This window comes from Paludibacterium purpuratum (assembly GCF_004363805.1).
GTDB lineage: Bacteria > Pseudomonadota > Gammaproteobacteria > Burkholderiales > Chromobacteriaceae > Paludibacterium > Paludibacterium purpuratum.
On sequence record NZ_SNZP01000001.1, the window covers coordinates 265,627 to 287,980 of the forward strand.

The 22,354-nt window shown below is 64.6% G+C and carries 22 protein-coding genes; 14 read left to right on the forward strand and 8 right to left on the reverse strand.

Annotation, left to right across the window (positions count from 1 at the left end):
- The first annotated feature begins 14 nt into the window (after nucleotides 1-14).
- The 6 genes from pyrF to zapE are packed head-to-tail and all read left to right on the forward strand — an operon-like array spanning nucleotide 15 to nucleotide 6,132.
- Nucleotides 15-761, forward strand: coding sequence for an orotidine-5'-phosphate decarboxylase (gene pyrF / locus DFP86_RS01155; RefSeq protein ID WP_133678161.1), 747 nt, complete (start codon nucleotides 15-17; stop codon nucleotides 759-761).
- Nucleotides 758-2,077, forward strand: a complete 1,320-nt coding sequence (locus tag DFP86_RS01160) for a UDP-glucose dehydrogenase family protein (protein ID WP_133678162.1) — start codon at nucleotides 758-760, stop codon at nucleotides 2,075-2,077. The genes pyrF and DFP86_RS01160 overlap by 4 nt, the downstream gene beginning before the upstream one ends.
- Nucleotides 2,078-2,086: 9 nt before the next feature.
- Entirely contained in the window at nucleotides 2,087-3,049 is a 963-nt protein-coding gene (gene rfaE1 / locus DFP86_RS01165) for a D-glycero-beta-D-manno-heptose-7-phosphate kinase (protein ID WP_133678163.1), read from the forward strand.
- A gap of 20 nt (nucleotides 3,050-3,069) precedes the next feature.
- Nucleotides 3,070-4,068, forward strand: a complete 999-nt coding sequence (gene rfaD, locus DFP86_RS01170; RefSeq protein ID WP_133678164.1) for an ADP-glyceromanno-heptose 6-epimerase — start codon at nucleotides 3,070-3,072, stop codon at nucleotides 4,066-4,068.
- Between the two features lie 10 nt (nucleotides 4,069-4,078).
- Nucleotides 4,079-4,963: a cysteine synthase CysM gene (gene cysM / locus DFP86_RS01175; RefSeq protein ID WP_133678165.1), complete on the forward strand. Its 885-nt coding sequence runs from the start codon at nucleotides 4,079-4,081 to the stop codon at nucleotides 4,961-4,963.
- Nucleotides 4,964-4,974: 11 nt separating this feature from the next.
- Nucleotides 4,975-6,132 carry a cell division protein ZapE gene (gene zapE, locus DFP86_RS01180; protein ID WP_133678166.1) on the forward strand — a complete coding sequence of 386 codons (1,158 nt, stop codon included), beginning with the start codon at nucleotides 4,975-4,977 and terminating at the stop codon, nucleotides 6,130-6,132.
- Nucleotides 6,133-6,148: 16 nt separating this feature from the next.
- Here the strand turns inward: zapE and DFP86_RS01185 are convergent, their stop codons facing one another.
- From DFP86_RS01185 to DFP86_RS01200, 4 genes are read right to left on the reverse strand one after another with little or no spacing between them, the layout of a single operon-like run.
- Entirely contained in the window at nucleotides 6,149-6,574 is a 426-nt protein-coding gene (locus DFP86_RS01185) for an ExbD/TolR family protein (protein ID WP_133678167.1), read from the reverse strand.
- 2 nt (nucleotides 6,575-6,576) lie between these two features.
- Nucleotides 6,577-7,269 carry a MotA/TolQ/ExbB proton channel family protein gene (locus tag DFP86_RS01190; RefSeq protein ID WP_133678168.1) on the reverse strand — a complete coding sequence of 231 codons (693 nt, stop codon included), beginning with the start codon at nucleotides 7,267-7,269 and terminating at the stop codon, nucleotides 6,577-6,579.
- A gap of 18 nt (nucleotides 7,270-7,287) precedes the next feature.
- Entirely contained in the window at nucleotides 7,288-7,956 is a 669-nt protein-coding gene (locus DFP86_RS01195) for an energy transducer TonB (protein WP_133678169.1), read from the reverse strand.
- A 14-nt stretch (nucleotides 7,957-7,970) separates the two neighbouring features.
- Nucleotides 7,971-10,130, reverse strand: a complete 2,160-nt coding sequence (locus DFP86_RS01200; RefSeq protein ID WP_133678170.1) for a TonB-dependent siderophore receptor — start codon at nucleotides 10,128-10,130, stop codon at nucleotides 7,971-7,973.
- Nucleotides 10,131-10,382: 252 nt separating this feature from the next.
- Between DFP86_RS01200 and DFP86_RS01205 the strand changes: the two genes are divergently transcribed.
- From DFP86_RS01205 to DFP86_RS01240, 8 genes are read left to right on the forward strand one after another with little or no spacing between them, the layout of a single operon-like run.
- Nucleotides 10,383-11,699, forward strand: a complete 1,317-nt coding sequence (locus tag DFP86_RS01205) for a lysine N(6)-hydroxylase/L-ornithine N(5)-oxygenase family protein (RefSeq protein WP_208108172.1) — start codon at nucleotides 10,383-10,385, stop codon at nucleotides 11,697-11,699.
- A gap of 10 nt (nucleotides 11,700-11,709) precedes the next feature.
- Complete coding sequence (locus DFP86_RS01210; protein ID WP_133678172.1) at nucleotides 11,710-12,300, forward strand: GNAT family N-acetyltransferase; 591 nt, start codon at nucleotides 11,710-11,712, stop codon at nucleotides 12,298-12,300.
- Nucleotides 12,297-14,108, forward strand: a complete 1,812-nt coding sequence (locus tag DFP86_RS01215) for an IucA/IucC family protein (protein WP_133678173.1) — start codon at nucleotides 12,297-12,299, stop codon at nucleotides 14,106-14,108. Before DFP86_RS01210 ends, DFP86_RS01215 begins: the two co-directional genes overlap by 4 nt.
- Nucleotides 14,105-14,842, forward strand: coding sequence for a siderophore ferric iron reductase (locus tag DFP86_RS01220; RefSeq protein WP_133678174.1), 738 nt, complete (start codon nucleotides 14,105-14,107; stop codon nucleotides 14,840-14,842). Before DFP86_RS01215 ends, DFP86_RS01220 begins: the two co-directional genes overlap by 4 nt.
- The gene (locus DFP86_RS01225; protein ID WP_133678175.1) at nucleotides 14,836-15,609 is read left to right on the forward strand and encodes an ABC transporter ATP-binding protein; all 774 of its coding nucleotides are present in this window, start codon (nucleotides 14,836-14,838) and stop codon (nucleotides 15,607-15,609) included. The genes DFP86_RS01220 and DFP86_RS01225 overlap by 7 nt, the downstream gene beginning before the upstream one ends.
- Nucleotides 15,606-17,591, forward strand: coding sequence for a Fe(3+)-hydroxamate ABC transporter permease FhuB (fhuB, locus tag DFP86_RS01230; protein ID WP_133678176.1), 1,986 nt, complete (start codon nucleotides 15,606-15,608; stop codon nucleotides 17,589-17,591). The genes DFP86_RS01225 and fhuB overlap by 4 nt, the downstream gene beginning before the upstream one ends.
- Nucleotides 17,588-18,472, forward strand: coding sequence for an iron-siderophore ABC transporter substrate-binding protein (locus tag DFP86_RS01235; protein WP_133678177.1), 885 nt, complete (start codon nucleotides 17,588-17,590; stop codon nucleotides 18,470-18,472). The genes fhuB and DFP86_RS01235 overlap by 4 nt, the downstream gene beginning before the upstream one ends.
- A gap of 43 nt (nucleotides 18,473-18,515) precedes the next feature.
- Nucleotides 18,516-18,890: a lysozyme inhibitor LprI family protein gene (locus tag DFP86_RS01240; protein WP_133678178.1), complete on the forward strand. Its 375-nt coding sequence runs from the start codon at nucleotides 18,516-18,518 to the stop codon at nucleotides 18,888-18,890.
- Here DFP86_RS01240 and DFP86_RS01245 read toward each other — a convergent pair whose 3' ends face one another.
- The 4 genes from DFP86_RS01245 to DFP86_RS01260 are packed head-to-tail and all read right to left on the reverse strand — an operon-like array spanning nucleotide 18,891 to nucleotide 22,246.
- Nucleotides 18,891-19,583, reverse strand: a complete 693-nt coding sequence (locus tag DFP86_RS01245; protein ID WP_133678179.1) for an N-acetylmuramoyl-L-alanine amidase family protein — start codon at nucleotides 19,581-19,583, stop codon at nucleotides 18,891-18,893. It abuts the gene before it with no gap.
- On the reverse strand, nucleotides 19,580-21,067 hold the full coding sequence (locus DFP86_RS01250; protein ID WP_133678180.1) for a carboxypeptidase M32: 1,488 nt from the start codon (nucleotides 21,065-21,067) through the stop codon (nucleotides 19,580-19,582). The genes DFP86_RS01245 and DFP86_RS01250 overlap by 4 nt, the downstream gene beginning before the upstream one ends.
- 15 nt (nucleotides 21,068-21,082) lie before the next feature.
- Entirely contained in the window at nucleotides 21,083-21,541 is a 459-nt protein-coding gene (locus tag DFP86_RS01255; RefSeq protein ID WP_133678181.1) for a GNAT family N-acetyltransferase, read from the reverse strand.
- Between the two features lie 6 nt (nucleotides 21,542-21,547).
- Nucleotides 21,548-22,246: an alanyl-tRNA editing protein gene (locus DFP86_RS01260; protein ID WP_243729279.1), complete on the reverse strand. Its 699-nt coding sequence runs from the start codon at nucleotides 22,244-22,246 to the stop codon at nucleotides 21,548-21,550.
- Nucleotides 22,247-22,354 lie beyond the last annotated feature (108 nt).

Here is a 22,354-nt window from a genome sequence, read left to right on the forward strand (position 1 = left end):
CAGACGGAGACGATATGAATCCATTGCTGTCGAGTGAACTTGCGCTGGAAACCCGTTCCCCGGTGATTGTCGCGTTGGACTTCCATGACGCGCACGGGGCGCTCGATTTCGCCGCCCGGCTCGACCCGGCCGAGTGCCGCGTCAAGGTGGGCAAGGAGCTGTTTACCGCTTCGGGGCGCGACTTGGTGGAAAGTCTCGCCATGCGGGGTTTTCAGGTCTTTCTCGATCTGAAGTTCCACGATATTCCCAATACCGTGGCGCAAGCCTGCGCCCGGGCGGCCGATGCCGGCGTGTGGATGGTCAACGTCCACGCCAGCGGCGGCCGGCGCATGATGACCGCGGCGCGCGAAGCGCTTGCCAATATGAGCCAGCGGCCGATGTTGATCGGCGTGACGGTGCTGACCAGCATGGAAGCCGCCGACTTGGTCGACATCGGCATCCATACGTCGCCTGAAGCGCACGTTTTGCACCTGGCGCGGCTGGCGCAAGACTGCGGTCTCGACGGCGTCGTCTGTTCGGCGCAGGAAGCGATGATGCTCAAGACCGAACTGGGGGGCGCCTTCAAGCTGGTAACCCCGGGCATTCGACTCTCCGACAGCGCGGCCGACGATCAGCGTCGCGTGATGACACCGACGGCGGCATTGGCCGCTGGCGCCGATTACCTGGTGATTGGCCGGCCGATCACCCGCGCCGACCACCCGATGGATGTGCTGCAAAAGATTAATTTAGACCTCGAACTCTTCCGAAAGAAACAATCATGAAAATTACAGTTATCGGTTCCGGCTATGTTGGTTTGGTAACGGGCACCTGCCTGGCCGAAGTCGGCAACCATGTTTGCTGCCTGGATCTGGACGCCAAGAAGATCGCCACCCTCAAGCAGGGCGGTATCCCGATCTTCGAACCGGGCCTGGACGACTTGGTGCGTCGCAACGTCGAAGCCGGCCGCTTGACCTTTACCACCGACGTCGCCGAATCGGTGGCTTTCGGCGAAGTCCAGTTCATCGCCGTCGGTACGCCGCCGGATGAAGACGGCTCCGCCGACCTGCAATACGTCATTTCGGCCGCGCGCAATATCGGCCGCCACATGACCGACTACAAGGTGGTGGTCGACAAATCCACCGTACCGGTCGGCACCGCCGACAAGGTCAAGGCGGCGCTGGCCGATGAGCTGGCCGCGCGCGGACAGACCATCCCGTTCAGCGTGGTGTCCAATCCCGAGTTCCTCAAGGAAGGTGCCGCGATCGAAGACTTCATGAAGCCGGATCGTATCGTGGTCGGCGCCGAGGACGAGCGTGCCATCGAGACCATGCGTCGCCTGTACTCGCCGTTCCAGCGTAACCACGAACGCCTCTTTTTCATGGACGTGCGCTCGGCCGAACTGACCAAGTACGCCGCCAACGCCATGCTGGCGACGCGTATCTCCTTCATGAACGAGCTGGCCAACCTGGCCGAAACCCTGGGCGCCGATATCGAACTGGTGCGTAAGGGCATCGGTTCCGACCCGCGTATCGGCTATCACTTCCTGTATCCGGGCACCGGCTACGGCGGCTCTTGCTTCCCCAAGGACGTCAAGGCCTTGATCAGCACCGGCAAGGAAAACGGCCATACCCTGCGCGTACTGGAAGCGGTGGAGGATGCCAACGAAATCCAGAAGCATCGCTTGGTCGAAAAGGTCACCCGCCGCTTCGGCGAAGACTTGTCCGGCTGCCGATTCGCCATTTGGGGCCTGGCCTTCAAGCCGAATACCGACGATATGCGCGAGGCCGCTTCGCGCGTCATCATGCATGAATTGACTTCCCGCGGCGCCGAAGTCGTCGCCTTCGACCCGGTGGCGATGGAAGAAGCCGCGCGCGTTGTCGGCGACAACCCGCGCGTTCGCTTTGCGCACGACATGATGGATGCGCTGCCGGGGGCCGACGCGCTGCTGATCGTGACCGAATGGAAGATGTTCCGCAGCCCGGATTTCGACCTGATGAAGCAGGCGCTCAAGACGCCGACCATCTTCGACGGCCGCAACATGTACGACCCGGTATGGGTTCGCCAGCAAGGCTTCGACTACCAGGCTATCGGCCGCTGAGAGGGCAGCATGAGTCTGTTGCAACAATTGTCGCTCGATCCCGCCGGCCTGAGCGCGCGCTTGGCCGGTGCGCGCGTGTTGGTGGTCGGCGACGTCATGCTAGATCGCTACTGGTTTGGCGACGTTTCGCGCATCTCGCCCGAGGCGCCGGTGCCGGTGGCGCGCATCGCTCGCATGGAAGAACGTGCCGGCGGTGCGGCCAACGTGGCGCGCAATATCGTCAGTCTCGGCGGTCAGGCCACCATCCTGTCGGTGGTCGGCGACGACGAAGCTGCGAGCGCACTGGAACGCCTGTTGATCGAAAAGGGTGTTAGAACGTCGTTCCAACGCGATGCCAGCATCTCCACCACCATCAAGCTGCGTGTCGTTGCACGCCAGCAGCAGCTGATTCGTCTCGACTTCGAGGACGCCCCCAGCCATGAGATTCTGGCGGCCAAGCTCGATGAGTATGAGAGGATGATCGACGACCACGATGTGGTCATTTTGTCGGATTACGGCAAAGGCGGGCTGACCCACGTCGCCAAGATGATCGAATGCGCACGCAAGCACGGCAAAGCCGTGCTGATCGACCCCAAAGGCGACGACTACAGCAAATACGCCGGCGCGACGCTGCTTACCCCCAACCGTAGCGAATTCCGTCAAGTGGCGGGCAGTTGGCAGGACGACGCCGGGCTTGCCAGCAAAGCGGAGGCTTTACGCCACGAGCTGAATCTCGACGCGCTGTTGGTGACGCTGAGCGAAGCCGGCATGACGTTGTTCACCCCGGGCGGCGCATTGCACCAACCCACGCTGGCGCGCGAAGTGTACGACGTGTCCGGCGCCGGCGACACCGTCATCGGAACCTTGGGGCTGATGCTGGCCGCCGGCCTGCCGTTGCCGCAAGCCATGTCGTTGGCCAATGCCGCCGCCGGTATCGTGGTCGGCAAGCTTGGCACCGCCGTGTGCCGCCAGGAAGAACTTTTCGCGCTATAAGCTTAAGCTAAGGAGCAGACATGACCATCGTTGTCACCGGCGCCGCCGGTTTTATCGGCTCGAATATCGTCAAGGCGCTCAACGAGCGCGGCGAACGAGACATCATCGCCGTCGACGATCTGACGCGCGGCGATCAATTCCGCAATCTGGTCGACTGCGACATCGCGCACTACCTCGACAAGCACGATTTCATGATGATGCTGGCCGAAGGCGAATTGGACGGCGAAATCCGCGCCGTGCTGCACCAGGGGGCCTGCTCGGACACCATGAACCACGATGGCAAGTACATGATGGAGAACAACTATCAGTACACGCTGTCGCTATTCAATCATTGCCAGAGCGAGGCGATCCCCTTTCTGTACGCCTCCAGTGCCGCCGTCTATGGCGCCGGCACCACCTTCGTCGAGCAACGCGAGCACGAATCGCCGCTGAACGTCTACGGCTACTCGAAATTCCTGTTCGACCAGGTTCTGCGCCGCCGCATGCAGGAAGGGTTGACCGCCCAAGCCGCGGGCTTCCGTTACTTCAACGTCTACGGCCCGCGCGAGCAGCACAAGGAACGCATGGCCTCGGTCGCCTTCCACAACTACAACCAGTACCGCAAAGACGGCAAGGTCAAACTGTTCGGCGGCTGGGACGGCTGGGGCGATGGCATGCAAAGCCGCGACTTCGTCTCGGTGGAAGATGTGGTCAAGGTCAACCTGCATTTCCTCGACCACCCCGAGTTGTCCGGCATCTTCAACCTGGGCAGCGGTCGTGCGCAGCCGTTCAACGACGTGGCCGTCGCCACCGTCAACGCCTGCCGTCGTCATGCCGGCGAACCGGCGCTGACGCTGGAAGAACTGGTGCGGCAGGGCATCCTGGAATACATTCCGTTCCCGGACGCGCTCAAAGGCAAATACCAGAGCTTCACCCAGGGCGACATCGGCAAGTTGCGCGCCGCCGGCTTCGATGCGCCGATGCTCAGCGTGGAAGAGGGCGTGTCGCGTTACATCGACTGGTTGATCGCCCATCCGTAGGGAGTCGCCGTTGTACAAATACCTGGAAGACTTCGTCGGCGAGAGCCCGTTGGTGCGTCTCAAGCGACTGCCCGCCGACCGCGGCAACGTTGTGCTGGTCAAGCTCGAAGGCAACAACCCGGCCGGCTCGGTCAAGGATCGGCCGGCATTGTCGATGATTCGCCGGGCCGAAGCGCGCGGCGACATCCGTCCCGGCGATACTTTGATCGAGCCCACCAGCGGCAACACCGGCATTGCGCTGGCCATGGCCGCCGCCATGATGGGCTACCGCATGATCCTGGTCATGCCGGAGAACTCCAGCGCCGAGCGCGTGCAGACCATGCGCGCCTACGGTGCCGAGGTCGTTCTGACGCCGGCGGCGCGATCGATGCCCGGCTCGATCGACCTTGCGCGGCAGATGCAGGCCGACGGGCAGGGCGTGATCCTCGATCAGTTCGGTAATCCCGACAATCCGCAGGCCCACTACGAGGGCACCGGGCCGGAGATCTGGCGCGACACCGGCGGTCGTATCACCCATTTCGTTTCCAGCATGGGCACCACCGGCACCATCATGGGCGTCAGCCGTTACTTGAAAGAGCAGAATCCGGCGATCCAGATCGTCGGCGTGCAGCCCCAACCCGGTAGTCAGATCCCCGGCATCCGTCGCTGGGAAGACGAATACTTGCCGAAGATTTGCGACTTTACGCGTATCGACCGATTGGTACTGGTGAACCAGGCGCAGGCCGAAGAGACGGCGCGCCGACTGGCGCGCGAAGAGGGCATCCTGGCCGGCCCGTCTTCCGGCGGCGCCTTGGCCGTTGCGCTGCAACTGGACGCCGAGTTGGAAAATGCCGTGATCGTCAGTATCGTCTGCGACCGCGGCGATCGTTATCTGTCGACCGGGCTCTTTGCCTGAAAGGATCGCCCGTGGCGCAGCATGCCTATTCGCCGGCCGAAAGCGGCCAAAGCCCCGCCGCCTGGTACCGGGCGGCGCTCGAGCGCGACGGCTTCATTCACGATCCGGCGCAAGCCGCCGCCATCGAACGGCTGACCGATCTGTGGGAGCGCCTGCTCGACTTCAAGACGCGGCGCGACCGTTTTCTCGGCCGCAGCCTGCGCAATCCGCCGGTGCCGAAAGGTCTCTATCTGTGGGGAGGTGTCGGGCGCGGCAAAAGTTTCTTGATGGATGCCTTCTATCAGTGCGTGCCGTATCGGCGCAAGCGCCGTGTGCATTTCCATCACTTCATGGCCGAAGTGCATCGCCAACTGCAAAGCCTGGCGCATGAAACCGATCCGCTGCTGATCGTCGCCGACCGTATCGCACTAGCGACCCGCCTATTGTGCTTCGACGAATTCCACGTCAGCGACATCGCCGACGCCATGATTCTGTACCGTTTGCTAACCGCCATGTTCGAGCGCGGCGTGGTGTTGGTCGCCACCTCCAATTATCCACCGTCCGGCCTCTACCCCAACGGCTTGCAGCGCGACCGTTTCCTGCCGGCCATCGCGTTGATGGAGAGCCGGCTGGAAGTCATCTCGGTCGACGGCGGCAACGATTACCGGTTGCGCGAGCTGGTGCGCGCCGACCTTTTCAAGGTGCCGGCCGATGCCGAAAGCGAAGCGCAAATGGCCGAAATGTTTCGCCGTTTGACACTGGAAGCTGCCGAGCGCCCGCATGAGCTCGAGCTGTTCGGCCGGCGCATCGAGCTAAAGCGCCATGCCCCCGGCGTCATCTGGTTCGATTTTGCCGCGCTCTGCGGCGGCCCGCGCGCCCAGACCGACTACTTGGAGATCGCGCGCGACTACCACACCGTGTTCCTGTCCGGCATCCCGGCGCTGAGCGCCGCCGAGGCTTCCGAGGCTCGCCGTTTCACCTGGTTGATCGATGTGCTGTACGACCACCGCGTCAAATTGGTGGCCTCGAGTGCCGTGCCGGCGGAGCAGATCTACCTCGACGGCGTGCACGCCGGCGAATTCTTCCGCACCGCCAGCCGGCTGACCGAAATGCAATCGCAAAGCTACCTGGAACTGCCGCATCTGGTGGATGAATTCCAGCTGGATCCCTCGCGCAGCGTGGCACTGTAAATCCTTGTAGGCGCTCCTACGGCTGCGCGTTTCCTACCGGTTCAGTGATGAAACTCAGTTGGCTCAAGCCGCTTTTCTGCGCCAGTGCCATCACCGCCAGTACATGCTGGTACTCGACGCGCCGGTCGCCGCGGATGCGCACCTCGGCTTGCGGGTTGGCGCGCGCGAGCGCCGCCAGGCGTTGCGCCAACGCCGCCCGATCCAATGCGGCCTGCCCCCAGAACACGGTGCCCGAGCGGTCGACCGACAAGGTGATCGCGTGGGCATTCTCCGCTGCCTGCGTGGCGCTAGCGCGCGGCAGATCCACCCGTATCGAGTGGGTCAGCACCGGCACCGTCAGCATGAAAATGATCAGCAGCACCAGCATCACGTCCACCAACGGTGTCATGTTGATTTCGCTGAGTATGTCGTCGGACGACTGCAAGCCGTTCTTGAAGGCCATGGTTACGCCTCCCGCACCGTGACCGACCCGGTCAGCGAATAGGCGTGCAGTTGGCGTGCGAAGCGTTGCAGACGGCCGACGACCCGGCGATTGACGCGCGTGAGCGCGTTGTAACCCAACACTGCCGGAATGGCCACGGCCAGCCCGAATGCCGTCATGATCAGTGCCTCGCCCACTGGGCCGGCTACCTTGTCCAAGGTGCTTTGGCCCGCCGCGGCGATGCTCGCCAGGGCGTGATAAATACCCCACACCGTACCGAATAAACCGACGAACGGCGCTGTCGAGCCGACCGAGGCTAGCACCGATAAGCCACTTTGCAATTGCTCCGCGCTCTCGTCGATGGTGCCGCTCAGGCTTTCCGATAGCCAATCGGATAGGCTGAGCTGTCCGTGCAAATCCTGCTGATTGTCGCGGTGATGTTGCACCGCCTGGCGGCACGCCAGCGCCAGCAGGCGGTATGGGTTGGCGATGCCTTCGCCCGCCGCGCCAAGTGTCGCCAGCCCCTGCTCGAAACTTGCCGCGTGCCAGAACCCGTCCATGGCCGCCGCCGCGCGTCGCAGCCGTAGCCAACGCCAGCCATGCAGTATGATCAGGTACCAGGATGCCACCGACATCGTCAGCAGTAGCAGCGCGACCAGACGGAGGGTCAGATCGCTTTGTGTCCAGAGCAAATCGAGATGAAAAGCCGAAGTCATGCATTGCCTCGCAAAAAATCAGTCATTGAGTGAAAACGCCACCGGTTGGGTATAGCGGTAATCGATAGGCTCGGCGCCGCGTCGCGCCGGCCGGTAGTGCCAGCGGCGCACCGCCGCCAAGGCCGCCGCATCGAGCCGCGGATAGCCGCTGGAGCGCGCCAAGGCGACTTCCGCCACCCGGCCGTCGGCCAGGATCAGCACCGACAACAACACCGTCCCTTCCTCGCCCAGGCGGCGCGACAGGGCCGGATAGTCGGGCAGCGGGTTGTCCAGGCCGCTGGCATTGGCCAGTGGCGGTACCACCGGCGCCGACTCGCCGGCGGCCGGCGAGGGCGTGCGCTGCGTCGCTTGCGTGCTGCTTGGGGTGGCCGACGTCGATTCCAGCGCCGGGCTTGCCGGATGCCTCGACACAGGCGACGGGCTCGGGTGCGGCGGCGTCATGGCCGGATGCCGATTCGGCAGCGGCGCCGGCATTTGTGCGACGGACTTCGGACGCTCGGCCGGCGACGATGGAATCAGCCGCCCGGTGACGATCGGCGGCGTCACCGCCTCCGGCCGCGGCGGCGGTGCGCGACCGGCGCCAAGCCAGGCCAGCCCCGCGACGTGCGCTGTGCCCACCGCCAACAGGATCGCGATGCGGCCATGTCGCTCGCGGGCTGTCGATACGGGTATTCGCTTGGTTGCCATATGGGGTGCCGCGCTTACCACTGATAGCCCAGCGTGGCTGTCAGGTTGCGTTTGGCGCCGAAGTAGCAGTAGGTCGCGTTGTTGTAGCAACTGGCCACATACGTGCGGTTGAGCAAATTGCCGGCCGCGAGTCGCGCCGAGGCGCCGCGCAGACTGCTGTTCAGCCGACCCAGGTCGTAGTGCAAGGACAGATCGACCAGCGTGCTCGACGGCAGCTGCAGCGTATTGCCGTCATCCAGCCAGACCGGGCCGAGGTAGCGCGCGCCGCCGCCCAGTGTCCAGCCGTTGTCGAAGGCATAGTCGGCCCATAGCGACGCCATGCGTGCCGGTGTGCCGAATGGCGCGTTCCCCTGTTGTGCGCCCTGTTCGATGCGCATGCGGTTGGCACTGAAGCTGGCCATCAACGATAGGCGCTTACCGACGCGGGTCTTGGCCTCCAGTTCGATACCGCGCGAACGCACGCTGCCAACCGGTTGGGAATAGTTGAGCACCGGGTTGAAGTAGGCCATGTTCTGTTGCAGCAAATCGTAGACGGCCGCCGACAGCTGCAGTGGGCTGTTGGCCGGTTGGTACTTAATACCCAGCTCCTTCTGGCGGCTTTGCTGGGCTGGCAGGATATTGCCGTTGGCGTCGACGTAGCCGGAACCGTTCGGGTCGAAGCCTTCGCTGTAATTGAAATAAGGGGACAGGCCGTTATCGGCCAGGTAGAGCAAACCGGCGCGGCGGGTGGTCTTGTCGTCGCGTCGGTTGGCGTTGCTGCCGGTCTGCGGGTTGGCGCTCGCGAGTTCGGCCCGGTCGTGGCGCAACCCCAGGTTCAGCCGCCACTGTTGCCAGGCCAGTTGGTCCTGTAGGTAAAGCCCGGTCTGCATATTGCGGCGACTGAATGGCACCGGTGCGCCAAAGGCGATGTTTTCATTGGCATAGGACGGTGCCGAGGCATCGATGGCGGAGACCGTGCCGGTGCGATCGTAGCCGTCGTTCCACAAACGATAGGCATCGACGCCGACGAGCAGCGTGTGCGCCAGCGCGCCGGTAGCGAAATGGCCTTGCAATTGGTTGTCGATGACGTAGCCCTCGCCGTGCTCTTCGTTCATCGATGCGGCGCGGTTGAGCAGATTCGAATTGTCGGCGGCCCAGCCGGTCTGGTAGACCTGTTGCGAGCGCACCTTGCTTCTTTGATAGCGCAGGTTCTGCCGGAATTGCCAATCGGTATTGAAATCGTGTTCGAACCGATAACCGTAGAACTGTTGTTCGCGCCGGCTGCCGTCGGTCGGCGAAGCATCGTCGAAGCTGGCCGGCAGGCGCCAGCCGTTATGATCCACCGCCGAACCCTGGTACGGCACCGAGCCGTTATAACCGATCTCCGGTTCCTTCTGTAGATAGGCCTGCAACAGCAGGCGGTTGCGACTATCGATACGCCACATGAGCGACGGCGCCACGGCGTAGCGCTCGCTTTGCGACAGACTTTGTTGCTGATTGGCGCTTTGCGCCTTGATCACCAGCCGGTAATCCAGATCCGGCCGCCCGGCCAGCGGGCCGGTCATGTCCAGTCCCAAGGCGCGCTGTTGGCGGTTGCCCTCACTCAGTTCCAGTTGGTGCAGCGGTTCGGATAGCGGGCGCTTGGCGGTCAACGCCACGAGACCGCCGGGCGACGATTGGCCGTATAGCACCGAAGCCGGGCCGCGCACCACGTCGATGCGTTCGATGAAGAACGGGTCGATCTGCGGTTTGTTGTTGCCGCTGGCGTCGCCCAGCAAGCGTAAACCGTCCAGCCATTCGTTGCTGGCGGGGCTGCCGCTGCCGAAGCCGCGCAGCACCACATAGTCGTAGCGGGTGTTGGCGCCGATCAGGTTGCCGTAGACCCCCGGCGTATAGCGCAGCGCCTCCGACAGCGTGCCCGGGTTCTGAGTCTCGATCTGCTGGCGCGTCACCACCGACACCGACTGATCGAGCTCGTTGAGCGGCGTATCGGTTTTGCTCGCCGCGGCGCTGGAGCGCGCCGTGTAGCCAGCGGTGGGCGCCTGTGCACCCGCCGAGGCTGCGTTGACGGTCACCGTCGGCAATGTTGCGTCCTCGGCCATCGCCGCCCGGTGCACGCCCACCGCGGCGAAGCAGAGCATGAGTGCCAGCGGTTTGTGTTTCTTGTTGTCCATCGCCCGTGTATTGCTCGACATACCAGCCTTTCTCGTTGAAGTCGCCCTGGCGCAAAAGCAGGGAACTAAGATCGCTGCAAATTGTATTGATAATCATTCTCATTTGCAATAATATGCAGCAAACAAATTTCCTGTGATTGGAGAATGACGAATGCTTGAAGTGAGTTTCCCCATGCCCTGTCCGCAGCCGTCGCGGTTTTCGCGGCGCGACGGCTGCGCGTCATGAAATATGTGCAATCGCCGGACTGCACCGACAGGAAAGGGTGTTTCGACATGCGACAAGCAGCAGTACACGACTTCATCGCCATCGGGCTTGGGCCATTCAACTTGAGCTTGGCTTGCCTGGCCGAACCGGTGGACGGACTGAACGGGGCGTTTCTCGAACAACGCGCGGGGTTTGACTGGCATCCGGGCATGCTGCTCGATGGTGCCGGCATGCAGACGCCGTTTCTGGCCGATCTGGTTTCCCTGGCCGATCCGACCAGCCGTTTCAGCTTTCTCAACTATCTCAAGCAGCAGGGACGGCTCTATCCGTTCTACATCCGGGAGAACTTCTTCCCGCTACGCGCCGAATTCAACGATTACTGCCAATGGGCCGCGCGCCAACTGCCTTCGATCCACTTCCAGCGTCGAGTCGAACGGATCGACTGGCAAGATGGCGTCTACCGGCTATCCGTGCGCCATGGCGGCGAGATGGAGACTTGGCTTGCGCACAAGCTGGTGCTCGGCACCGGCACTGTTCCGAGCCTGCCGGCTTGCTGCGACGGACTCGGCGAACGGGTGATCCATAGCGCCGACTACTTGGCCAACAAGCTGCGACTGCAGATGCAGCCATCGATCACGGTACTCGGCAGCGGTCAGAGCGCCGCCGAGATCTACTTCGATCTGCTGCAGGATATCGACCGTTTCGGCTACCGCCTCGACTGGATCACCCGCTCGCCGCGCTTCTATCCGCTGGAATACACCAAGCTGACGCTGGAGATGACCTCGCCGGAGTACATCGATTATTTCCACGCCTTGCCGACGGCGCGACGCGATCGGCTGATCGAGAGCCAGAAGGGTCTGTACAAGGGCATCAACCGCACGCTGATCGACCAGATCTTCGATCTGCTGTATCAGAAGCGGCTGCAAGGGGGCTGCGATACCCGGCTCATGACCAATACCGCGTTGACCGCCTGCCGCGACCACGGCGGGCGCGCAGGGCTGACGCTGGATCTGTTGCAGTGCGAGCAACAGCAGGCTTTTAGTCTGGACACCGCCCGGCTGGTTGCCGCCACCGGCTACGAGTATCGCCAGCCGGCTTGCCTGGCGGGTATCGAAGACCGTCTGCGGCGCGATGCCCAGGGGCGTCTCGACGTCACGCGCGACTACGCGGTGGATAGCGCCGGCCGGGAGATTTTCGTGCAGAACGTCGGGCTGTATAGCCACGGTCTCGCCACGCCGGATCTAGGCATGGCCTGCTACCGCAACGCCTGCCTGCTGCGCGCGCTGACCGGCCGCGAAATCTACCCGGTGGAAACCCGCATCGCCTTCCAGACTTTCGGCGTGCCCGACGCGCGTTTGCCACAAGATCATGCCTGCCTGGCTTGAGGAGAAAACCATGAAACGGGATGATTTTTCCTCCGCCGACCTGGTCTATGCGCATGATGTGCCAAGCGTCGGCCGCTTCACCCTGCGCCCCCTTTCTCCGGCGCAGGATCTGGCGCTGCTGCACCAATGGCTGTCGAGCGAGCACGCCGCCTTCTGGGGCATGCGCCACTACACGCCGGCGCAAGTGGCCGGGTACTTCGAGCAGGTGGCGGCAAGCGCCCATGTCCAGGCCTTGATCGGCCATTGCGACGACCAGCCGGCTTTCTTGCTGGAGACATACGATCCGCGCCGCGACCCGGTTTCGGCGTGCTACCCGGCGGCGGCGGGCGATTGCGGCATGCATTTCCTGACCGCGCCGCCCACGCGCCCGGTGCACGGTTTCACCCGCGCGGTGATGCGCACCATCCAGGCCTGGCTGTTCAGCGATCCCCGCGTCAGCCGTATCGTGGTCGAACCGGCCATCGCCAATCAAAAAATCCATCCGATCAATCTCGCCGCCGGCTTCGTCTACCAGCGCCAGATCGATCTACCCAATAAGCGCGCTTGGCTTGCCTTCTGCACTCGCGAAGACCTGGCTGCACGCGAGGAGTCGCTGTCATGAACGCCCCGAATCCCCTGCTGTCCGCGCCGCTGGCGCATCTATCGCCGGCCTGCTGGCAACGGGCCAACCGCCACCTGCTTGCCAAGGCGCTGGCCGAGTTCAGTCACGAATTGCTGCTCAAGCCGGAGGCCGTCGCGTATGAGGACGGTTGGACTAGGTATCGCCTGGCGACCGCGGAAAGCGAATACCGTTTCCGTGCGCGCCGGCTGGCGCTCGACCATTGGTCGATCGACGCTGCGAGCGTCGAATGCCGGCAGAACGACCAAGTGGTGGCGCTGGACGCCTTGGCTTTCATCGTCGAGTGCCGCGAGCTGCTCGGTTTGTCGCAAGAGGTGTTGCCGGTCTACCTGGACGAGATCAGCAGCACGCTCTACAGCGCGGCCTATAAACTGCAGCGCGAGCGGTTGGCGGCGCCGACGTTGGCGCTGGCCGATTACCAGACCATCGAAAGCGGCATGACCGAGGGGCATCCGGTGTTCGTGGCCAATAACGGCCGTATCGGTTTTAGCGACTTGGACTATGGCGAGTGGGCGCCCGAGTGCGGCAACAGCGCGTCGTTGATCTGGCTGGCCGCCGCGCGTCGATGCGCCGACTTCAGCCACATCGACGGCTTGGATCACGCGCAACTCATGCGCGAGGAACTGGGCGACGAGACCGTGGCCCGTTTCCAGGAAATGCTGAGCGCCCGCGGTCTCGACCCGGCGCAATACTGGTTCATGCCGGTGCACCCGTGGCAATGGCATCAGCGCCTGGTCATGGCCTTTGCCGCCGAGATCGCGACACAGCGCCTGGTGTATCTCGGGCCTAGCCGCGACCGCTATGCGCCGCAGCAATCGATCCGCACGTTTTTCAATGTCAGCCGGCCCGAACGGCGCTACGTCAAAACCGCGCTGTCGATTCTCAATATGGGCTTCATGCGCGGTTTGTCGCCGTATTACATGTCGGGCACCCCGGCGATCAACCAGTGGTTGTACGCGCTGGTGCGCGGCGATGCCGAACTCGGTGCGCGCGGCTTCGACATTCTGCGCGAGCAGGCGGCCATCGGTTACCGTCAGCCGTACTATGAGGCGGCGCTCTACGACAACGGGCCGCACAAGAAACAACTGGCGGCGCTGTGGCGCGAAAGCCCAATGGATCGGCTGGGGCCGGGCGAGCGCTTGATGACCATGGCGGCGCTATTGCACATCGACGCCGACGGACAGGCCTTGCTGCCGGCGCTGATCGACGCGTCCGGCCTATCCACCGATCAATGGCTGCGCCGCTATCTCGACGCCTACCTGCGGCCTTTGCTGCATTGTTTTTACCAGCACGACCTGGTGTTCATGCCGCACGGCGAGAACCTGATCCTGATTCTCGACCGGCACATCCCGGTGCGCGTCCTGATGAAGGACATTGCCGAGGAGATCGGGGTGCTCAATCGCGCCGAGCCGCTGCCAGGCGTGCTCGAACGCATCTGCGCACAGGTGCCGGAAGCACTGTGCACCCTATCGCTGTTAACCGATGTGTTCGACTGCTTCTTCCGTTTCCTGGCCGCCATCCTGCATGAACAGGGCAACTATCCAGAAACGCGTTTCTGGGCCGCGGTCGCCGACTGCGTCGGCCGCTATCAGGCCGATATGCCGCACCTGGCCGACAAGTTCGAGCGCTTCGACCTGTTCGCGCCGACTTTCATTCGCTCCTGCCTCAACCGTCTGCAATTGGCCAATAACCGCCAGATGGTCAACTTGGCCGATCCGGCGCAAGGCCTGCAGTTTCACGGTGTGCTGGAGAACCCCATCGCCGGCTTCCGGCCTGGAGGGGCGCGGTGAGTCTGCAGGGGCTATTGCAGCAAGTCGCGGCCTGCCAGCCTGGGCTGACCGGCCGGGTCGGCACGCCGGGCGCAAGCCAACTGGTGGCCGGCGGCTCGCCGGCGCCGCTGGCCGACCTGCTCGACTATTGGCGCCGGGCGCAGCCCGAGGCGGGCCCGCTGTATTGGGCCAGTCGCAGCTGGACCATGCTGATCTGGCAACCGCTGTATCTGCTGGTCTGGGCGGCTCATCGCTGTCGGGCGGTGCCGCGTCTGGCGAGCCTGGCGCAGTGCGTGCAAGGCGGCGTGGTATCGGGCTTCGTACTCGAAGCGCACCGCCCGCTCGCCTATGCCTTGCCGGAGGAAAGCCTGGCCGCAGCCGGCGCCGAGGCGAGTTTGATCTGCCGGCAACTGCTGGCCGACTTGAGCGCCCAAATCCGCCTGCACCCGAAAATGGCCGGCCGGCTGCAGGCCGACTGCCTGCTGTCGGCCTTGCTGGCCGTCGCGCGCAGTCAGCCGGACTTCGCGCCCGAACGGGTACGGCAATGGGCGGACGCTTGGCTCGCCGCCACCGGACTTGCCGAACAAAGCGGCCTATGCCAATTCGACCTACCCGATGGCGGCCAGGGACTGGGCCTGGCGCGACGGGTTTGCTGCCAGCATTTCCGCCGTGCCGACGGCGAATTGTGCGGCAGCTGCCCGAAGCTGTCGGCCGAACAACGAACGGCGCGTTTGCGCGAGGAGTGGTTGTGCTGAGTTTGCGGGATATCCGGGTACGTAGCGGTGCGCGGGAGATTCTGGCGGTGCCCGCGCTGGACATCGATACGCGGCAGATGACGGTGATCCTGGGGCATAACGGCTCCGGCAAGTCGACCTTGTTGCGGCTGATGGCGCGTCAGTCGGTAGCGAGCCAAGGCCGCATTACCTTGCATGGCAAGCCGATGGCCGCTTACGGTGCGCGCGAGCTGGCACGCCGGCTGGCGTTCCTGCCGCAGAACTTGCCGGCAGGGCAGGGCTTGACCGTGCGCGAACTGGTCGGCCTCGGCCGCTACCCGTGGCGCGGGCTGTTGGGCCGTTGGCAAGCGGCCGATCATGCGGCGGTGCGCAGCGCCATGAAGTCGGCCGACATCGCGTCGCTGGCCGACAACGACTGCGACCTGCTGTCCGGCGGCGAGCGCCAACGCGCCTGGATCGCCATGCTGTTGGCGCAGGACGCGCCGTTGCTGCTGCTCGACGAGCCGACCTCGGCGCTGGATTTGGGCCATCAGTATGCGTTGCTACGCTTGTTGCGCCGACTCAATGTCGATCGCCATCGCGGCGTGATCACCGTGTTGCACGACCTCAACCTGGCTTGCGCCTTTGCCGACCGTATTGTCGCGTTACAGGCTGGGCGGGTGGCGTTCGACGGCGCACCGACCGATTTCTTACGACCCGAGCGCCTGAGCCGGTTGTACGGGATCGATATCGATCTGCTGGCCCGGCCCGGCGGCTTGCCGCAGGCTGTGGTTCGGGAGACGGCATGAGCGCTTTGCGGTGGCGGCGCGGCCCGCTTTGGCTGGCGCTGCCGCTGATGGCCGCGCTGGTGTGGTTCGCGGCCGTCGGTCGACACTATCCGGCCCGTGGCGATCTCGGCTGGTTGTGGCGGGTGGTGCGCGATGGCCCCGGCACGGACCTCGATGCGGTGCTGCTGTATTACGGCACGCTGCCTCGCCTGGCCATGGCGCTGGTCGTCGGCGCCACGCTCGGTCTATCCGGCTGCCTGCTGCAACAACTGAGCGGCAATGTGTTGCTGTCGCCGATGACGCTCGGCTCCGCCTCCGGCGCATGGCTGGCCATGATCGCCGGCGCCGTGTGGTGGCCATGGCTTTCGGCGCATCATCCGGACTGGCTGGCCATGGGCGGCGCCGTCGTCGCCACCGGGCTGTTGCTGCTCTTGACCGGGCGGCACAGGCTGGGCTCGCTGCAATTGGTGCTGGCCGGCATGGCGCTCAACATCCTGCTCGCCGCGTTGGCCACGGCGTTGACTTTGCTGCACGACCAATACGCCCTCGGCTTGTTTGTCTGGGGTGCCGGCGACTTGGCGCAATACGACTGGCACTGGCTGCCCTGGCTTGCGGCGCGCCTGCTGCCGCCACTCATGCTGTTGCCGTTGTTGGCGCGGCCGTTGGCGCTGTTGCGCCTGGGGCTAGGGACCGCCTCGGGGCGCGGCCTCGCCCTATTGCCGGCATTGCTGGCGATTTTGCTGCTGTCGCTGTGGTTGTCGGCCGTGGCGGTCGCCGCCGTCGGCCTGATCGGTTTTATCAGCGTGTTGACGCCGGCGCTGGCGCGCCGAGCCGGCGCACGCACGATCGCGGCGCAATGGGGGGCCAGCGCGGCGCTCGGCGCCTTGCTGCTGTGCTTGACCGACGGCTTGGCCCAGTTGGCTGCGCACTGGTCGTCCGACAGCGTGCCCAGCGGCGCCGCTGCCGCTTTGATCGGCGCCCCGGCACTGGTGTGGTTGCTGGGCGAGGTGCGCGACCCGCCCGATCCCGCGCCAGCTGTCCCGGCCGTTCGGCTCGACAGCAGGTTGGCCGCCATGTTGTGGTTCGGCTTTGTGCTGTTGGCCGCGAGCACCTGTCTGCTGACACGCGACGCGCACGGCTGGTGCCTGGCCTGGCCCGAGGCGATCGTTTGGTGGCTGCGTTGGCCGCGGCTGTTGGCCGCCGGCGCAGCCGGCGCCGGGCTGGGCGTTGCCGGCGTTATTTTGCAGCGCCTGCTGAACAATCCGCTGGCCAGCCCCGATCTGCTGGGTATTTCGGCTGGCGCCACTTTGGCGCTGCTGCTTTCTGCCGGATTGGCCGGCGTCGGTCTGGCACAAGTCGGCTGGCTGCCGGCGCTGGTCGGCAGCGTATCGACCCTGGCGCTGGTACTGTGGCTCGGCCGGCGCTTTGCTTGGCGACCCTCGGCGCTGGTACTCGCCGGGCTCGCCTTGTCGGCGCTGCTCGATGGCATGGTGCAATTCGTCCTGGCGCGCGGCGGGCTGGATACCGTGGCCACGCTCGCCTGGCTCGCCGGCTCCACCAACCGTGTCGAAGCGCCGGCCGCCCTGGCTTTGGCGCTGGGGGTCGGCGGGTGCGCGCTCTTGGCCTGGCTCGGCCGGCGCAGTCTGACCCTGCTTGCGGCCGGCGATGCGCTCGCCGTCTCATGCGGCTTGTCGGTATCGCGTGCCCGTGCCGGTTGGCTGCTGCTGGCCGCCCTGTTGTGCGCGCTGGTGACCAGCCTGGTGGGACCGATCGGTTTCGTCGGTGTCCTGATGCCGCATTTGGCGATCCGTCTGGGCGCGCGCGCGGTCGGCGCGCAGCTGTTGGCCGCTGCCGCGGCCGGCGCGTTGTCGATGCTGATCGCCGATGCGCTCGGCCGTACCCTGCTGTACCCGATGCAACTGCCGGTTGGCCTGTGCGCCGGCTTGCTGTGCGGCACGCTACTAGTGCTGTCGTTGTCGGCGCGCCGGGGAGGACGGTCATGAAGCGTCTGCTGTGTCTGTTATGCCTTGTCCTGCCTTGGCTGGCCGCCCACGCTGCGCCCACGCGGGTGGTGGCGCTGAGTTGGGATGGCGCCGAACAGTTGCTGGCGCTCGGCATCACGCCGCTGGCGGTGGCCGAACGCGCCGACTATCGGCGCTGGGTCGCCCGACCGCCATTGCCGCCCGGCGTACTCGACGCCGGCAGCCGTGCCGAGCCCAATCTGGAGCGCTTGGCCGAGCTCAAACCCGACTTGATCCTGACCGATGCGGCGTTGGCCGGGCTACGCCCGCGCCTGGAACGTATTGCGCCGACGCGTGTTCTGCTGGCCTTTAGCAGCCAGCACGACAATGCCGCCACGGCGCGTGCGCTGTATTTGCAGTTGGCGCGCGAATTCGGCCGCGAAGCCGACGCGCACCGACGTCTGCAGGCCCTGGACCAGCGACTGGCGCAGCTGCGGCGCCAACTGCGCCAGCGCTACCCGCAAGGCGCGCCGGCGGTCTGCGTGATCCGTGTCGGCAGCCCGACCGTGGTCTGGCTCTATGGCAACAACTCGATGCCGCAGGCTGCGCTCGCCGCCCTCGGTCTACAGCCCGGCTGCCCGGTCGAGACCGGCGCTTGGGGTGTCGCCCAGCGCCGCGTGGTCGATCTGGCCCAACTGGGCGACACCCATGTATTGGCCATCGCGCCCCTCGACCCCGGCGGTCCCTTGTGGCAGAGCCCACTGTGGCGCGCCATGCCGTTCGTGCGTGCCGGTCGCTTCGCCACCATGCGCTCGACCTGGACTTACGGCGGTGTGTTTTCCTTGCAGTATTTGGCGGAAGCGATTGCCGACGGGCTTGCGCATTTCGACAATGCGCCGAAAGTACACTTGCATATCGACTGATTATGGTTTATTGGTCAAAGGGTTCTTTTTCGTGGGATAAACGATGAAATCACTGCTGATGGCGGCACTATTGGTTTGCAGCACCGCCGCGCTGGCCAACTCGGCTTGCGACAAGCCGAAAAACGACTTCGACGGTCTGTACTGTCTGAACAAGGTGTACCAGCAGGCCGATAAGGATCTGGGCACCACCTATGGCGAATTGCACAATCGGCTCGATGCCGACGGCAAAAAAATGCTCAAGACCGGTGAGTTGGCCTGGATGCGCGAGCGTAACGGTAACTGTAGCTATTCGGACCAGCGCGGCTTCTACGTCAACCTGGACTGTGCCACCCGAATGACCACCGATCGCCTGCAGTTCCTGCAAGCGCGCTTGCGCGAATGTCAAAGCGCCGGCTGCATGAACAGCAAGCTGCAGTAATCACTGGATTAGCGGCAGGCACTGGCGGAGACCGTCCGCCACTGCCCGCGCCAGTTTCTTTTCCACCTCCGGCCGCTTGAGCCGGGCTTCTTCCCGCGCATTGACGATCACGCCGTGCTCGACCAGCAGCGCCGGTTGCCGAGCCGTCTTCAACACCACCAGGTCGTCGAACCAGTAAACGCCCAAGGCGGCATCGGCCAACGGCCGGTTTTCGCCCGGAATCGGCTCGGCATGGTGCAGCGTCGGCCGTTCGCCTGCCGCCTGCAGCGCTTGGGCGACATGGCGCGCACAGGCCAGGCTTTGATCCGGGTAGGGGTTCTTACGCGACACGAACACCGAATAGCCGTGGAAACGGTCGGCCTCGGGCAGATACTGCGGCTGCACCGAGTCGTGATGCACCGAAACGAACAACTTCGCCTGGCTCGCCTGTGCCGTGCGGTCGGTCAGCCGGACCATGTCGCCCGCCGCGCCGATCAGCCGGGTGCCGATGCCATCGTGCGTCAGCGCCTGTTGCAGCCACTGCGCCTGGCGCAGGTTGAAACTGAACTCGGTCTCGCCGCTGGCGCTCTTTGCGCCGGGCGCCGCCAGCGAATGGCCGACATCGATGGCCACCTGCGCTGGCGCATCGGCGTAGGCCGGCGGTGCGCGCCAACACAGCGCAAAGAGCAGTAGGGCGAATGGGCGAGGGGTCATGCCAGATAACGCGCCTCCAGGTGTGCGCGATAATGCGCCGGATTCAGGGATTCGCCCGTGGCGCGCCGCAGCAGTTCGTCGGTGGACCAGCGGCTGCCCTGGCGCCAGATGTGATTGCCGAGCCAGTCGAACACCGGTTGCAGGTTGCCGGCGGCGATCTGGCGATCCAGATCCGGCGTGCTGCTACGCAGGCAGGCGAAGTATTGCGCGGCACACATCGCACCCAAGGTGTAGCTGGGGAAATAGCCGAACGAGTCGGTCCAGTGGATATCCTGCAGACAACCGTCCCGGTAGTTGCCGCGCGTATCCAGCCCCAGATAGGACTGCATCTTTTCATCCCACAACGCCGGCACGTCTTCCGCCTCGATGTCGCCGTTCATCAAGGCGCGTTCGATTTCGAAGCGGAGGATGATATGGGCCGGGTAGCACAGCTCGTCGGCATCGACGCGGATCAGTCCCGGCTGGACTCGGGTATACAGCAGCGCCAGGTTATCGGCGGACAGCGCCGGATCGGGGCCGAATTGCCGCTGGATCAGTGGGGCGATCAACTGCAGAAAGCCGCGGCTGCGGCCGAGCTGCATTTCAAACGACAGGCTCTGGCTTTCGTGGATGCCCATGGAGCGCGCGCGACCGACCGGTTGTTCCAGCCAGTCGCGCGGCAGGTTCTGTTCATAGCGCGCATGCCCGGTCTCGTGCACGATGCCCATCAGGCTCTGAACGAAATCGTCCTCGCGATAGCGGGTGGTGATGCGCACGTCTTCCGGTACGCCGCCGCAGAACGGGTGCAGACTGACGTCCAAGCGCCCGGCATCGAAGTCGAAGCCCAATAAGCGCATGACCTCCAGGCCGAGCGCACGCTGCTTTTCCACGGAGAACGGGCCTTGCGGTACCGGCACCGGTACTTTGGCCTGTTGGTCGCGCACTTGGGCGATCAAGTCCGGCAGCCAGCTTTTGACCTCGGTGAAGATCCGTTCCACCTGGGCGCTGGTGATTCCCGGTTCGTACTTGTCCATTTGCGCGTCGTAGACCGACAAGCCGTTTTGTTCGCCCAACAGCCGGCCTTCCTCGCGCGCGAGTCGCACCACCTCGCGGAAATTCTGCAGGAAACCCGGCCAGTCGTTGGCGGCGCGCTGACTGCGCCAGGCGTGCTCACAACGCGCCGACGCCAGTGTCTTGGCTTCGACGAGCGCCGAGGGCAGGCAATTGGCCATGCGCCACTCGCGCCGCATTTCGCCCAAGTTGGCGCGCGCCATCTCCGACAGGTCTTCCTGTTCGGCTTGCGACAACAGGGTCGGCAGCTTGCTATCGGTGATCAGCCCGTGCATCAGCACGCCCAGCTCGGCCTGTGCCGCCGCGCGCGCATCGTTGCCCTTGGGCGGCATCATGGCGGCCTGATCCCAGCCGGCGATCGCGCCCAGATGGCTGAAGCGATGCAGGCGGGCAAAAAGCTGCGCTAATTGCGAGTAGGCCGTTGCAGTCGTCATGGGGGTTCCTTTTATTCAGTTTGCCTTGCGATACACCACGAAGCCGGAGTTTTCCGCCACCGCGTCGTACAAACGCCGTGCCGTGGCATTGCTTTCGTGCGTCTGCCAGTACACGCGTTGGGCGCCCATGGCCTCGGCGCGGCGGTAGACCGCCTCGATCAGTGCGCGTCCGATGCCCTGTCCGCGTGCGGCCTCGTTGGTGAACAAATCTTGCAGATAGCAACTCGGGCCGAGCGCGATCGTGCTGCGATGGAAAATAATGTGCGCCAAGCCGAGCAAGCGGCCATCCAGTTCCGCCACCAGGGCCTGCATGGGTTCGGCCGGGTCGAAAAAGCGTTGCCAGGTGGCGTGCGTCACGGTCTCGGGCAGCGCCGTGGCGCCGCTGCGGCCATAGAAGGCGTTATAGCCGTCCCACAGGATTTTCCAGTCCGAATAGTCGTCCGGCGTGGCCGGGCGGATGTGCGGCGTTTGCATTCAGCTTCAAACCTTGTCGGTGTCTTGTTCGAGGGGGGCCAGGGTGATCTCGATGCGCTCTTTGCCTTTACCCTGGTTCTTGCGTTTTAGGCTCAAGCGGCCGACTTCGCCGGTGGTGCGCGGGTGGGTGCCGCCGCAGGCCATCTCGGCGAAGCCGGCGACTTTCCAGTAGCGCCGTTGGTTGGCCTCGTCGTGGTAGGCGGTGACGATCGGCAGGTCCTGCTGGACCAGTTCGGCCACGCGGCGTTCGATGACCGAAAACAGTTGGGCGATGTTGCTCTCCAGCGCGAAGTCGATGCGCGCCTTGTCGGGCGCGATGTGGGCGCCGATGCGCTGGATGCCGGGCACCGATTGATACACCAGTTGCAGCACCATTTCGCCGGCGAAGTGCAACCTCATCAGCCGGTAGCGGCGCGGCCAGTCGATGCCGACCGTGACCGCGTCGCCGACTTGCAGCCCATGCCCCTCGGCCAGGGTGTAGACGATATCGAACCCATCCTTTTCCGCCGCCAGCACCGGTTGACCGCCGATGGTGCCGTGATCGCTTTCCTGGCCGCCGGAAAAGGCGAAGAAAATAGTTTCGGCCAAGCGGATACGCGTGTCGTCGACGGCGACGACGTGGGTGTCGAGCGTGCTGCGGTAGGGGTCTTGCCAAAATAGTTTGCGGGTCATGCTGAGCGCGGCCAGTCGATCGGGAGTATTCATAGTATATGACATGCGGCTTGACTGCGGCGCACGCCGGTTGGCGCAATAAACGAAAAAACCGCCAGCCCCCGCAAAACGCAGGGACCGGCGGCCGGGAGCAGCCGGGGA